This window comes from Levilactobacillus yonginensis, from assembly GCF_003946265.1.
GTDB classification, from domain to species: domain Bacteria; phylum Bacillota; class Bacilli; order Lactobacillales; family Lactobacillaceae; genus Levilactobacillus; species Levilactobacillus yonginensis.
In genome coordinates, this window is sequence record NZ_RHNO01000012.1 from 29,253 (window position 1) to 43,680 (window position 14,428).

The 14,428-nt window shown below is 49.2% G+C and carries 13 protein-coding genes; all 13 read left to right on the forward strand.

Features of this window, described 5'->3' with window-relative positions; all coding sequences use genetic code 11:
* Positions 1 to 86 precede the first annotated feature (86 nt).
* The 13 genes from EKM87_RS07600 (at position 87) to pstB (EKM87_RS07660) (ending at position 14,418) form a co-directional block, all read left to right on the forward strand.
* Positions 87 to 1,400, forward strand: a complete 1,314-nt coding sequence (locus EKM87_RS07600; RefSeq protein ID WP_125683452.1) for a DEAD/DEAH box helicase — start codon at positions 87 to 89, stop codon at positions 1,398 to 1,400.
* A 41-nt stretch (positions 1,401 to 1,441) separates the two neighbouring features.
* Positions 1,442 to 2,074 carry a ComF family protein gene (locus EKM87_RS07605; protein ID WP_225428415.1) on the forward strand — a complete coding sequence of 211 codons (633 nt, stop codon included), beginning with the start codon at positions 1,442 to 1,444 and terminating at the stop codon, positions 2,072 to 2,074.
* 138 nt (positions 2,075 to 2,212) lie between these two features.
* Entirely contained in the window at positions 2,213 to 2,767 is a 555-nt protein-coding gene (hpf, locus tag EKM87_RS07610; RefSeq protein ID WP_125683456.1) for a ribosome hibernation-promoting factor, HPF/YfiA family, read from the forward strand.
* 199 nt (positions 2,768 to 2,966) lie between these two features.
* Positions 2,967 to 5,330: a preprotein translocase subunit SecA gene (gene secA / locus EKM87_RS07615; RefSeq protein WP_125683458.1), complete on the forward strand. Its 2,364-nt coding sequence runs from the start codon at positions 2,967 to 2,969 to the stop codon at positions 5,328 to 5,330.
* Between the two features lie 150 nt (positions 5,331 to 5,480).
* A protein-coding gene (gene prfB, locus EKM87_RS07620; protein WP_125683460.1) for a peptide chain release factor 2 occupies positions 5,481 to 6,597 on the forward strand; the annotation gives its coding sequence in 2 pieces (ribosomal slippage) (positions 5,481 to 5,552 and positions 5,554 to 6,597; 1,116 coding nt in all).
* Positions 6,598 to 6,718: 121 nt separating this feature from the next.
* On the forward strand, positions 6,719 to 7,873 hold the full coding sequence (locus EKM87_RS07625; protein ID WP_125683462.1) for a PDZ domain-containing protein: 1,155 nt from the start codon (positions 6,719 to 6,721) through the stop codon (positions 7,871 to 7,873).
* 4 nt (positions 7,874 to 7,877) lie between these two features.
* Positions 7,878 to 8,585 carry a response regulator transcription factor gene (locus EKM87_RS07630; protein ID WP_125683464.1) on the forward strand — a complete coding sequence of 236 codons (708 nt, stop codon included), beginning with the start codon at positions 7,878 to 7,880 and terminating at the stop codon, positions 8,583 to 8,585.
* Positions 8,582 to 9,925, forward strand: coding sequence for a sensor histidine kinase (locus EKM87_RS07635; protein ID WP_125683466.1), 1,344 nt, complete (start codon positions 8,582 to 8,584; stop codon positions 9,923 to 9,925). The genes EKM87_RS07630 and EKM87_RS07635 overlap by 4 nt, the downstream gene beginning before the upstream one ends.
* Before the next feature lie 183 nt (positions 9,926 to 10,108).
* The gene (locus EKM87_RS07640) at positions 10,109 to 10,993 is read left to right on the forward strand and encodes a phosphate ABC transporter substrate-binding protein (RefSeq protein ID WP_125683467.1); all 885 of its coding nucleotides are present in this window, start codon (positions 10,109 to 10,111) and stop codon (positions 10,991 to 10,993) included.
* The gene (pstC, locus tag EKM87_RS07645) at positions 10,993 to 11,922 is read left to right on the forward strand and encodes a phosphate ABC transporter permease subunit PstC (protein WP_125683469.1); all 930 of its coding nucleotides are present in this window, start codon (positions 10,993 to 10,995) and stop codon (positions 11,920 to 11,922) included. The genes EKM87_RS07640 and pstC overlap by 1 nt, the downstream gene beginning before the upstream one ends.
* Positions 11,922 to 12,806, forward strand: a complete 885-nt coding sequence (gene pstA, locus EKM87_RS07650) for a phosphate ABC transporter permease PstA (protein ID WP_125683471.1) — start codon at positions 11,922 to 11,924, stop codon at positions 12,804 to 12,806. The genes pstC and pstA overlap by 1 nt, the downstream gene beginning before the upstream one ends.
* Before the next feature lie 49 nt (positions 12,807 to 12,855).
* The gene (gene pstB / locus EKM87_RS07655; RefSeq protein ID WP_125683540.1) at positions 12,856 to 13,644 is read left to right on the forward strand and encodes a phosphate ABC transporter ATP-binding protein PstB; all 789 of its coding nucleotides are present in this window, start codon (positions 12,856 to 12,858) and stop codon (positions 13,642 to 13,644) included.
* Between the two features lie 15 nt (positions 13,645 to 13,659).
* On the forward strand, positions 13,660 to 14,418 hold the full coding sequence (pstB, locus tag EKM87_RS07660; protein ID WP_125683473.1) for a phosphate ABC transporter ATP-binding protein PstB: 759 nt from the start codon (positions 13,660 to 13,662) through the stop codon (positions 14,416 to 14,418).
* Positions 14,419 to 14,428 lie beyond the last annotated feature (10 nt).

Sequence of the window (14,428 nt, forward strand, 5' to 3'; positions counted from 1 at the left end):
CCTTTCTTCTAAAATAAAGTTAGTTTAAAAAAATAGCGGCTCCCTTCACGTAGTTAATCAGTAAAGGCAGGAAGGGAGAGCTTTTCTTGGATAATGATGAACAATTCTTTGGGCGGTGGGTCCCGTCTTCAAGACCCCCTTTGGAACCGTTGGCAAACCGTGAGGCAATTGAGCAGAGCCGCGGTTCAGCGCAGTGTACCCGCTGTGGGCACAGGCTAACTGTAGCTGATCAGCTGCCGAACGGGGCACTGTATTGTCGGCAGTGCTTACAATTGGGTCGTTTGACCACGCACCATAAATTATACACTATTCCGGAACCCAATCAGTTTCCGATGATGACGGAATCGCCATTGACCTGGTCAGGGCAGCTTAAGCCACAACAGGTGGTGGCTGCAACAGCGATACGTGAATTAGTGGCAACTAAGCGGAATCAGTTATTGTGGGCGGTCACCGGCGCTGGTAAGACGGAAATCCTGTATCCGGCACTAGCTTGGGCGTTACAGCAAGGCTGGCGGGTCGCCTGGGCATCGCCACGGGTGGATGTTTGTTTAGAACTGGCGCCGCGGTTAGCCCGGGCCTTTGCTGGGGTGCCACAAGCGGTCTTACATGGGAAACAGGAACATTCTTATACCTACCGGCAGCTGACAATTTGTACCACGCACCAGCTTTTGCGGTTTCAGGCCGCCTTTGATTGGCTGATTGTGGATGAAGTCGATGCTTTTCCGCTGACCACAAGTCCAATGCTACAACGTGCTGTGAAACAAGCTCAGAAGCCTAGCGGGAGTCATATTTTTTTGACGGCAACGCCGGGTCCTCATCTACAAAAGTTAGTCGCACAACGAAAAATAGCCGTGACCTACGTGCCCTTACGCTATCACGGCTACTTGCTCCCACAGATGAAGGTTCATCTGTGCTGGCAGTGGCGACAGCGTTTGCTGAAGGGACAGCTACCTGGCCAACTCGTTCGTCAATTACGTGAGTATCAGCGGACGGGACAGCGTTTTCTCCTCTTTGTTCCCCATATCGCGGATTTGCCACCAATTGCAGCAGCCTTGGATCAGGCAGGGGTCGTTGGTGGGGTGACGGTCCACGCTGCTGATGCCGAGCGAGCTGAAAAGGTTCAGGCGATGCGTGATGGTCGTTGTCAGTTTTTGGTGACGACCACCATTCTTGAACGAGGGGTGACGTTTCCCAACGTGGCCGTGGTTATTTTGGGTGGGGATGATGCCGTCTTTTCAACGGCAGCCTTAGTCCAAATTGCTGGTCGAGCTGGCCGCCACGCTGCGCATCCACGGGGTGAAGTGACGTGTTATTGTCAGAGCCAGTCACGAACGATTCAGCAGGCACGTGCCATGATCAACCATTTGAATCGGCAGGGACGTCAGCAGGGTGGTCAGTGATGCCGTTGTGTGTATGGTGTAATCGTGCTATTTCCCAGACGGTGACTCTTACGCAACTACTCAGTTGGGGACAATTTCCAGTCCAGGAGGTTTGCGAAGCTTGTCAGGAACGACTAACGCGCATCACGGGTAGTTGTTGTCCACAATGCGGTCGTCAGCAGCGTGCTGCCACTATTTGTCATGACTGTGAACGTTGGCACGATGGGGTAGTCAATCGGGCACTATTTCAGTACGATGCTGGTTTCAAGGCGTACATGCAACAGTACAAGTTTCAGGGAGACTATGCGTTACGAGTCGTGGTGCAAGCGGCGTTAGCTCAAGCTTTACAGCGAACGACTTATGACGTGTTGGTTCCGGTTCCAGTGGATGCAGCAACCCGGCAGGACCGCGGATTCAATCAAGTGACGGGGTGGCTGACCGGCCAACCCTTTTTTCAGGTACTGGAAGTGGTTGCCGACCATAAAGAACGTCCCCAGTCTGCCAAGACGCGAGCCGAACGATTGGTTACACCACAACCGTTTTCATTAGCTCCGAATGCGTGCAAGTTGCTGCATCAACGACGTGTTTTGCTCCTAGATGACGTCTACACAACAGGACGGACAATTCGGCATGCCATTGATCAAATTAATTTGAGCGGAGCGAAAGCGGTTACTAGCTTGACTTTAGCGCGTTAAATTGTGATTAATTTACTTAGATTAATTGTTTATGAGAGGGCTTTCTATTATAATAAATGTAAGCAAAGCATATTAGAAGAGTGGTCCTTCTAATGCTAAGCAAGCCAAGTATCTCTTGGCTGAAGGGAGAGAAGTTTTATGCTCACATTTAATATTCGTGGTGAAAACATCGAAGTTACTGACGCAATACGGGATTACGTTGAAAAGCGTATCAGCAAGTTGGAGAAATATTTCGACAACAACGTTGAGGCAATTGCGCATATCAACCTGAAGGTCTACCAAAATAAGACAGCGAAGGTTGAAGTAACAATCCCACTCCCATACTTGACATTACGGGCAGAGGAAACCTCTCCGGACTTATATGCAAGTGTTGACCTGGTTACGGACAAGTTGGAACGTCAGATCCGCAAGTACAAGACTAAGGTTAACCGTAAGTCCCGGGAAAAAGGTTACAAAAACCTCGACTTCTCAGCTGAAACGCCAGACGCCGATTCCGACGATAATGGTGAGTTAGAAGTTGTCCGGACCAAGCGGGTTTCTTTGAAGCCGATGGATAATGAAGAGGCCGTTCTGCAAATGGACATGTTAGGTCACGACTTCTTTATCTACGAAGATGCTGAAACCAATGGTATTAGCATCGTCTACCGCCGGAATGACGGTCGGTACGGTTTGATTGAAGCCGACGACGAGTAATGTTAAATCAACTAACGAAGCACTGCGAGCTTGCAGTGCTTTTTTAGTTATAATTCGAAGAAGAAAGCGGTTACCCTTGCGTTGACCACGTCTTAAAGTTTCATCTTGGGTTGGTTAGTGGTAAAATGTAGGTTGATTTATTGTAAATAAATGGGTAACTTTAAATAGACTTATTAAATGTACTGAAGGGAATTCTCACATGCCAAATATTTTGAAACGATGGGTCGAAAGTGATCGCCGGACTTTACGACGCCTCAGTAAATTAGCGGACCAAGTTGGTTCTTACGCTGATGAATACGAACAACTTTCAGACGATGATCTGAAGGCGAAAACGCCAGAGTTCAAGCAGCGCTACCAAGACGGCGAAACTTTAGACGATTTACTGCCTGAAGCCTTTGCTGCAATTCGTGAGGGCGCACGGCGGGTCCTCGGTCTCTATCCATTCCACGTGCAAATCATGGGGGGAATTGTGCTTCACGAAGGGAACATCTCCGAAATGAAGACCGGTGAAGGGAAAACCTTGACCGCCACGATGCCTGTCTACCTAAACGCCATTGCCGGCAAAGGGGTTCACGTTGTTACGGTTAACGAATACTTATCCGCCCGTGATGCCACTGAAATGGGTGAACTGTATTCTTGGATGGGCTTAACGGTTGGCTTAAACTCCGCTGAAAAGTCACCGGAAGAGAAGCGTGAAGCCTACAATGCCGATATCACTTATTCGACCAACGGGGAAATCGGGTTCGATTACCTGCGTGATAACATGGTCGTCTACAAAGAAGACATGGTACAGCGTCCACTGAACTTCGCGATTGTCGATGAAGTTGACTCCATTTTGATCGATGAAGCACGGACGCCATTGATTATTTCTGGCCAATCCGAAGGCACGAGTGCCCTGTACCAACGGGTAGATCGCTTTGCTAAGACATTACATGAAAAAGATGACTTTAAGATCGACTTGGAATCTAAGACGGTTGCTTTAACCGATCAAGGGATTGAAAAAGCCGAAAAGTACTTCAACTTAAAGAACCTGTATGATACGGACAACACGGCCTTGACCCACCATTTGGATCAAGCGCTGCGGGCCAACTTTATCATGTTACGTGATAAAGATTACGTGGTTCAAGACGGTGAAGTTCTGATTGTTGACTCCTTTACTGGACGGGTTATGGACGGTCGTCGTTACTCAGACGGGTTGCACCAAGCCATTGAAGCCAAAGAAGGCGTTGAGATTCAGGAAGAAACCAAGACGATGGCCAACATCACCTACCAAAACTTATTCCGGATGTACAAAAAGCTTTCCGGGATGACTGGTACGGCGAAGACCGAAGCCGAAGAATTCCGGGAAATCTACAACATGGAAGTTGTTTCCGTGCCAACCAACAAACCAGTTGTCCGGGTCGACCAACCTGACTTGTTGTACCCAACCTTGGAATCTAAATTCGATGCCGTTATTCGGGAAATCAAGGACTTGCATGAAAAGGGCCAACCAATGTTGATTGGTACCGTAGCAGTTGAAACTTCCGAATATTTGTCCGAACGGTTGGATCAAGAAAAGATTCCTCACGTGGTCTTGAACGCCAAGAACCATGCGAAGGAAGCCGATATTATTCAAAACGCCGGTCAACGTGGTGCCGTTACGATTGCCACCAACATGGCTGGGCGGGGGACCGATATTAAATTGGGACCCGGCGTTGTCGAAATTGGTGGGTTAGCCGTTATCGGGACTGAACGACATGAATCACGGCGGATCGATAACCAACTTCGTGGCCGTTCAGGTCGTCAAGGTGATCCTGGTATGACCCAGTTCTACCTGTCCTTGGAAGATGATTTGATGCGTCGGTTCGGTTCAGACCGGGTCAAGAGTTTCTTGGAACGGATGAACGTTGACGGTGAAGATGCCGTTATCCGGAGCCGCATGATCACGAAGCAAGTTGAATCCGCCCAAAAGCGGGTTGAAGGGAATAACTACGATTCCCGGAAGAATGTGCTGCAATACGATGACGTGATGCGTCAACAACGGAACGTTATCTACGGCGAACGGAACCAGATCATTAACCAAGAAGAATCTCTCAAGTGGGTTCTGATGCCAATGATCAAGCGGACCGTTGATCGCGTGGTTGACTTGCATACGCAAGGCGACCAAGCAGATTGGGACTTAGATACGTTACTGGACTTTGGGATTTCCGCAATGGTTACGCCTGAAAAGATCAGTTTAGACGCTCTGAAGAACAAGACGGCGGACGAGATCAAGGAATTCTTTATGGGCTTGGCCAACGACGTCTACGCCGAAAAGCAAAAACAACTTTACGATCCAGCACAAATGTTGGAATTTGAAAAGGTTGTGCTGTTGCGGGTCGTAGACTCTCACTGGACCGATCATATCGATGCCATGGATCAATTGCGTCAATCAATTGGCTTGCGTGGATACGGGCAATTGAACCCATTAGTTGAATACCAACAAGATGGGTTCCGGATGTTTGAAGAAATGATTTCAAACATTGATTACGATACTACCCGGTTATTCATGAAGTCTGAAATTCGACAAAATATTACCCGGTAAACGGGAACGTGACGAGGCGGGAAGAGATTCCAGCCTCGTTTTGTCTTAACCGATGGGAATCGGTTATGGCATGAAAATGAATGTTGGCTTGTTTTGACCTAGGCAGGTCACCAAACCAACTGAAAATAACTTTAAAGGAGCCAATGCACAATGGAATTAAGCGATGCAAAACGTGAAATTGCGACCATGCGCAGTCAGTTAACCGGCTTTAGGGGGTCGCTTTGACTTTGATGCTTTAAATGAAAGCATTAGTGTCAATGAGTCCCAAATGGCTGAACCCAATTTTTGGGACGATGCACAGGCGGCACAACGATTGATCGATGAGACCAATGAAATGAAGAAAAAGGTCGACGAATATCAGAATCTCGCTAACCAAATCGATGACCTCGAGGTGGCGCTGGAGCTACTCCAAGAGGAACCAGATGCAGATATGCAGGCGGAGTTTGAACAGGACTTTGCGACGGCACAGAAGGCTCTCCAGCAGTATAGTCTCAACATGCTACTGAACCAGAAGTATGACCGTAACAACGCGATCCTGGAAATTCATCCCGGGGCCGGGGGCACAGAATCTCAGGACTGGGGTGACATGCTCATGCGGATGTACACGCGTTGGGCGGAGCAACATGACTTTAAAGTCACGGTATTGGACTACCAGCCGGGCGACGTTGCTGGGTTAAGTAGTGCCACTTTGCTGATTGCTGGGCACAACGCCTACGGTTATCTGCGCTCTGAAAAGGGCGTTCATCGCTTGGTTCGTATCTCACCATTTGATTCAGCTGGGCGGCGTCACACATCGTTTGCTTCCGTTGACGTCCTGCCAGAATTGGATGATTCTGTGGATGTTGAAATCAATCCGGCAGACTTGAAGGTTGACGTTTACCGGGCATCCGGTGCCGGTGGACAACACGTCAACAAGACGTCTTCCGCGGTTCGGATCACCCACTTGCCTACTGGAATCGTGACCCAAAGTCAGGCGCAACGGTCACAGCTTCAAAACCGCCAAACGGCAATGGGGATGTTGCGGGCTAAACTCTATGAACGGGAAGAGGAAAAGAAGGCCGAGGAAAAGGCCAAGCTTGAGGGCGACCAAATGGACATTGGTTGGGGCTCCCAAATTCGGTCATATGTTTTCCACCCGTATACCATGGTCAAAGACCACCGCACCAATTATGAAACAGGGAACGGGCAGGCCGTCATGGACGGGGACCTGGATCCTTTTATTGATGCTTTTCTACAGTGGCAATTGAGTCAGAAGAATCCGGATTAATGATTTAGCAAAATCTGATTATTAAGATAATGGTTGCGCGGGTAACACGAATGTCGTGTTGCCCGTTTTTGTTTCATGCTATACTGGGGACAGCTATTTTTTCAGGAAGGATGTCGATTTCATGCGGACATTAATTGCGCTGGGGAGCTATTTGCTCCAGCCGCTGTTGTGGCTTGCCATTATTCGGGTCTGGTTGACCAGTAAGTCACGTATTAAAACTGAACGTCGTAGTTTTGGAAGTGCGGTGTACAGTGATCATTATGAGTTGCGGCATATGTTAACTCAGGGCTTGCTCCTGGGAGCGGGACTTTCGCTGCTCAACTTTTTGCTTGGATTTAGTTTGCCACTATTGTGGATTATCATTTATGAGGTTTTGGGTTTAGTCACCCTGTTGCTACTGCCAACCACTGTTTTACCAGTGACCTTAATCGTGGTGACGACCTTGCTAACGGTTCTGGCAGGGCCTTACATAACGGATAAGCCCGATTTGTCGACTGTTGGATTGAGTTGGCACGGGGTGGCTCACCTCAATTACTTATGGTTATTGGCCATCTTCTTCATGCTTTTGGGGCACTGGTTGGCGAACTACGGTGGCCGCTTTGTGAGTCCCAAGATTTACGCCAAGCAGCGGGGGAAGCGAATTGCTGGCTATCCGTGGCGTGAGCTGTTGGTGCTCCCAATGGTGACGCTAGTGCCAGGTGATTGGTTTACCAGTCAGCTGAGCTTTTGGCCAGTACTGAATATCCACGGTCAAACGTACGCCATTCTGGTAGTCCCATTGTTGCTGGGGCTAAGGTTCACGATTTTTCGGCAAGTGCCCCGCGAAGTCTATCGTCGTTTAGCCCGTAAAATGGTATGGCTCGCTGCATTGAGCTTGGTTTGTTTGGGCTGGACGGCCTGGCGCCCACAAGATTTGCCGGTCGGATTAATCGTCCTGTTAGTTGGTTACGGACTAGTCCTATGGCAAGCTAAACGTTATGATGAACGCCAACAATTCTGGTATTCTCAAGTCGATGATGGCGTTCGTGTCTTAGCCATCCGTCCCCGCACACCCGCAGTCAAAATGGACTTAGAGGCGGGGGACATCATTTTAGAGTGTAATCATCAAGCAATTAATAGTGAAACGAGTTTTTATGAAGCCTTATTAGCTAATCCAACGTATTGTCATTTACGGGTGCGTGATGTTCAGGGGGAACTGAAAGTGACCGAAACGGCCATTTATTCAGGCGCACCACATGAGATTGGCATCGTCCTATTCAGAGATCAGGAGGGGTAAACCTATGAGTAGAGTCTTAGTCGTCGATGACGAGCCTGCCATCGTGACGTTGCTACAATACAACCTGGAACAAGCAGATTATCAAGTTGTGACGGCAATTGACGGTGAGCAGGCCTTAAACCTAGCGTTACATGAGAAGTTTGATGTCATTTTGTTAGATTTAATGTTACCTAAGATGGATGGCGTGGAAGTGACCAAACGTTTGCGCCAGGAAAAGATTAGTACGCCCATCATTATGATTACGGCTAAGACCAGCGAATTCGATACCGTTTTTGGGTTGGAATTAGGTGCTGACGATTACATCACGAAACCGTTCAGTCCTCGTGAGGTCATTGCACGAATGAAGGCAGTCATGCGGCGGTACCACGATGACGAGCCACAGGCGACGACCCCAACGAAGGTCGATCACCGGTTGCAAGTCGCTGATTTGACGATTGATCAGGATAAGTTTCAAGTTAAACGGGGAACGACGCCCATTGATTTGACGCCTAAGGAATTTGAACTTTTGCTTTTCTTTGCGAAGCGGCCGGGTAAGGTTTGGAGCCGTGAGCAGTTACTAGAAGGTGTTTGGGGATTTGACTACAGTGGGCAAACCCGGATGGTGGACATTCACGTGTCCCACCTGCGCGAAAAAATTGAGCTCGACCCGAAGCATCCAGTTCTCTTGAAGACTGTGCGAGGGTTTGGCTACACGTTTGAGGCGCAGCCATGATTCGCCGTCTAACGACAGCCTTGTTGATCACGGGTGGCTTGAACATCCTGTTAGTGTGGTTGGTTGATTCGCCACACTTAGGCTTGGCATTGCTGGTGGCCTGGTCCTTAGCAATTCTGGAAACGGTCGCGATTGGTTATCTGATCAGGTGGGGGGATCAGCGGATCTCAATCCTCACGAACAAAGTTCAGGGGATTCGCCGTGAGGAGACACCTGCCCACGTGCTCTTGTCACCGCATGATCCGTTTTATCAATTGGCGTTGCAGATCAATTATCTGCAGACCCAGCAGCGGAAGGTGCAACGCCAAATGGCCGGGCAAAATCAAGAGTTTGCCACGCTACTAGATTATCTACCCATCGGGGTGATGGTCATCGATCGCTATCGCAAGGTTGAGCTAGCTAACCCGGCGATGGAACAGTTCTTACAGCATCGAATTTCTCCACGACGGCACCTGTTTACCCAGGATGTCCGACAGTTCGAGCTGGCCAGTCTCATCAACTCGGCGTTAAGCGAACGACAAACGCAGCATAAGACTTTAAAGCTACCGGGGGTTACCGCCGATCGAACCGTCGATGTTCGAGCAGTGTATACGGCAACCTCTCAGGATTATTTTCAGGTGTTGGTCTTACTGTACGATGTGACGGAGGTCTATGCCGTTGAACAGATGCAGATGGACTTTGTGTCGAACGCTTCTCATGAGCTGAAGACACCAGTTACAGCGATTTCAGGGTTTGCCAAGACGTTGTTAGCGGGAGCAAAGGATGATCCGGAGAAGTCCGTTGAATTCCTAAAGATCATTGACGAACAGAGTGAACGCTTAGTTGAGTTGATCAACGATGTATTGACGATTTCCCATATTGAATCGGGGAATGCTGTCGAGGCAACCGCGGTTCCCGTTGGTCAGATGGTGGCCAATCAAGTCCGGTTATTGGCGCCATTGGCGGGTGTGAATCAGGTGACTCTGGTCAATCAGGTACCCAATGACTTAATTGAAACGACTGACCGCAGAAAGTTTGACCAGATCTTGAAGAACGTGCTGGGAAATGCCATCAAATATAATCGGCCACAGGGGTCGATTACGATTTCAACGACTAAGTCGGGACGGTCGTGGGCGTTGATTATTGCCGACACGGGTGTGGGGATTTCTCCCCAGGATCAGTTAAGGGTCTTTGAACGATTCTACCGAGCAGACGTGTCTCACTCGAACCAACTAGTCAGTGGGAGTGGCCTGGGCCTCGCAATTGTCCGGGAACTCGTGGAGTCATTGAATGGTAAAATTGATTTACAAAGCGCAATTGACGAAGGAACGACGGTTACGATGACCTTTCCTGTCGACTAGCGTTGCCCCAACGGGACTCACCAAAGTGGTGAATCCCGTTTTTTATTTTGCGTAATAATTCCTAATATTGGGTTACATTTACACAACCTTTACAATACGTCTACCAGACATTTACATTCGTTCGCTATACTTACTTTTGAAATGGTTGAGCCGCGACGCTCAACCGATAGGAGGTCAAGCGGTATGTCTAAAAAACGCTGGGTACAAGGACTCGTTCTGGTTGTCTTACTAGTCTTAGGAGTCTTTGCTTATCAAACGCGTCAGGTCAGCCACGCGGGGGAATCCATCACCGCGGTTGGGTCGACAGCTCTGCAACCCTTAGTGGAGGCGGCAGGGGAACAGTATACGGGAGAACACTTAGGAACGTTCGTAAACGTCCAGGGTGGGGGTACTGGAACTGGTCTTAGCCAAATTCAAGAGGGTGCTGTGCAGATTGGTAATTCCGATCTGTTTGCCGCTGAGCAAAAAGGCATCCGTTCGACTGAACTGGTTGACCACCGGGTAGCCGTGGTCGGCATTACGCCAATCGTCAATAAAAAAGTGGGCGTCAAAAACTTATCGACTAAGCAATTAATCGGGGTATTTACTGGTAAGATCACCAACTGGCAACAGGTAGGGGGAGCTAACCTCCCCGTTGTTTTGATCAATCGGGCTCAGGGAAGCGGAACCCGGGCAACGTTTGAGCAATTTGGCTTGAACAAAAGTCGCTCAAAGACGGCGCAGGAACAGGATTCCTCGGGGATGGTGCGGTCAATTGTGGCCACCACTCCGGGCGCAATCAGTTACGTGGCGTTTTCCTACGTGGACAAAACGGTCCAAGAACTGGATTTGAATCACGTCGCCCCAACGGAGGTCAACGTGACCACGAACAAATGGCGAATTTGGTCCTATGAACACTTGTATACCAAGGGACAGCCAACCGGGTTGACCAAGAACTTCATTACGTATGTTCAGTCACCAGCAGTTCAAAAAACGCTGGTCCGTCAACTGGGTTATTTGTCACCTGATCAAATGCAAGTTGAACGGAATGCACAGGGACACGTTAAACAGTTGGGAGGCACGAAGTAATGAAAGCAACGCAACAGTTAGAACAACAATTAAAGCGGCGTTCTAAGGCCGCCAAATTGGAAATCTGGGGGCGGGTCGTTAGCTTCTCAGCACTGCTCTTGATTGTGGCCGTCGTGGTTGCCATCATCGGGTTTGTTGCCTCTAAGGGGATTGCGACGTTTACGAGCAATCACGTTAATCTCTGGGACTTTCTAACCGGTAAGCAATGGAATCCTAACATTACGGATGCTAATGGTAAGCCCGAAGTTGGCGCATTACCCATGATTGTGGGGTCCTTCTTAATCACAATTTTATCAGCGTTAGTGGCTACGCCCTTTGCAATTGGAACGGCAGTCTTTATGAATGAAATCTCTCCCAATAAGGGAGCCAAGATTTTACAACCCGTTACGGAATTGTTGGTGGGAATTCCCTCAGTAGTGTATGGATTTATTGGGTTGTCCGTGGTGGTCCCCGTGACGCGGGCCATTTTCGGTGGGAGTGGTTTCGGGATTCTCTCAGGAACCTGTGTGCTCTTCGTGATGATTTTACCCACGGTAACGTCCATGAGTGCCGATGCGTTGAAGTCGGTTCCTCGTTATTACCGGGAAGCGTCACTAGCCTTGGGCGCGACGCAATGGCAGACCATCTATAAAGTAGTCCTCCGGGCGGCAACGCCGGGACTAATGACGGCGGTAGTTTTCGGGATGGCTCGGGCCTTCGGTGAGGCTTTGGCCGTACAAATGGTTATCGGGAACGCGGCGTTAATGCCCAATAGTCTGGTGTCACCATCATCGACGCTGACGTCTGTCTTGACGACGGGAATTGGGAACACCGTGATGGGCTCCCTACAGAACAATGCGCTCTGGTCATTGGCACTCGTTCTCTTACTGATGTCCTTAATCTTTAACTTAATTATTCGCTTGATTGGCCGAAAGGGGCGCTTGCAATAATGACTTCTAAAAAACAAAATCAGCTAGCCATTGGTGCTCTTTACGGAATTGCCGGGTTAGTTGTCCTGATTCTGCTTGCGCTATTGGGGTACATCTTAGTGAGTGGGATGCCTAAATTGAGTTGGCACTTTCTAACTTCTCCAGCCAAGGCGTTCTTGTCTGGCGGTGGGGTGGGAATCCAACTGTTCAATTCCTTTTACCTCTTGATCCTGGCGATGCTGATTTCATTTCCCATTGCTTTGGGTGCGGCAATCTACCTCTATGAATACGCGAAGGATAACTGGGTGACTGCCACGATTCGAACGGCCATTGAAATTCTAAGCTCACTGCCATCGGTGGTGGTTGGGTTGTTTGGTTTCCTGTTCTTCGTGGTGAAGTTACGGTTGGGCTTCTCCATTCTTTCTGGAGCCTTTGCGTTAACCTTCTTCAACCTACCGTTGTTGACGCGGAGCATTGAGGATTCACTCCGAACAATCAGTGACGTTCAACGCGAAGGTGGTTTGGCGTTGGGGTTGTCGCGTTGGGAAACGGTGACCCGGGTCATCTTGCCAGCAGCAGTGCCCAGTATTTTGACCGGTGTTATCTTAAGTGCCGGCCGGGTCTTCGGTGAAGCTGCCGCTTTAATTTATACGGCGGGTCAAAGCGCCCCAGCGTTGAACTTTGCCGACTGGAATCCATTCAATATCTCCAGTCCATTGAATCCGATGCGGCCAGCTGAAACGTTGGCAGTCCACATTTGGAAAATCAATTCTGAGGGCATCATGCCGGACGCGAAAGCCATTTCGTCTGGGTCGTCCGCTGTTTTGGTCCTGGCAATCTTGCTATTTAATTTCGCCGCCCGCTACCTAGGTAAGCGGCTGTACAAGCGGCTAACATCTGCATAAAGGAGGGCACGCCATGTTTGTGAATAACGACGTCAGAAAGTCTGAAGAAATGTTAGAACGACACGTCACCCAACCAAGTGAGGCGGGGCACCCCATTATTCTGTCGACCGAGGACCTGCACGTGTATTATGGCAAAAAGGAAGCCCTGTTCGAGGGTGACCTGCAATTTGCCAGTAACCAAATTACGGCGTTGATAGGGCCTTCGGGTTCCGGTAAATCCACGTTCTTACGGTCCTTGAACCGAATGAATGATCGAATTGCGACGGTGACTGGGCGCATCATGTATCGTGGCGTGGACATTAACCAACCGGCCGTGGACGTCTATGAGATGCGTCGGCGGGTGGGGATGGTGTTCCAACGCCCTAATCCGTTTGCCAAATCAATCTACGATAACATCGCGTTTGCTTTACGCCTGCGTGGGGTGACGGGCAAACACGAGTTGGATGAAATTGTAGAAACATCCCTCAAACAGGCAGCACTTTGGGACCAGGTCAAGGATGACTTGAACAAGAGTGCCTTGGCGCTGTCCGGGGGACAAGCGCAGCGGTTATGCATTGCCAGAGCGATTGCCGTCAAACCCGATATTTTGTTGTTGGATGAGCCGGCAAGTGCTTTGGATCCCGTGTCAACCGGTCAGCTGGAAGACACGTTGTTGGAATTGAAGGAGAATTACACCATTATCATCGTGACGCACAACATGCAACAAGCGGCCCGAATCAGTGAATACACGGCATTTTTCAATCAGGGGCGGGTGTTGGAATACGACACCACGAGCCAAATATTTACGAATCCACAGGTTCAGGTCACGAGTGATTATGTTTCGGGGAACTTCGGCTAAGAGGAGGAAAAGAACATGAGTAAGGAAATTTTGACGACACAGGACCTACATCTGTATTATGGGGATAAGGAAGCTTTGAAGGGAATCAACCTGAACTTCGATGAGAAGGGCATTACCGCGTTGATTGGACCATCCGGTTGTGGGAAGTCCACGTATCTGCGGACACTGAATCGCATGAACGACTTGATTCCCAACGTGACTATTACGGGAACCATTAAATTTAAGGACCAGAATCTCTATTCACCTAGTGCGGATACGGTTGAAATTCGGAAAGAAATTGGGATGGTCTTTCAGCAACCGAACCCCTTTCCATTCTCAATCTATGACAACGTCATTTACGGCTTGCGAATTGCCGGTGAGAAAGACAAAGAAAAACTGGATGCTGTGGTTGAAAAATCCTTGCGGCAAGCAGCGGTTTGGGATGAAGTGAAGGACCATTTGCATGAAAGTGCGTTGGCCCTTTCTGGTGGGCAACAGCAACGGGTCTGCATTGCACGAGTGCTCGCCGTTTCACCAGAGATTATTCTGTTGGACGAACCGACCAGCGCACTGGATCCGGTGTCCAGCAGTCAAATTGAAGCAACTCTCTTGAATTTACGGAATGATTATACGATTATTATCGTAACCCATAACCTCCAGCAAGCCTCGCGAATCGCTGATCGAACAGCGTTCTTCATGAATGGTGAGCTGATTGAGGTGGATCAAACCAAGAACATTTTTATGAATCCCGCCAAGAAACAGACGGAAGACTACATTAGTGGGCGCTTTGGCTAAGGAGGTAACT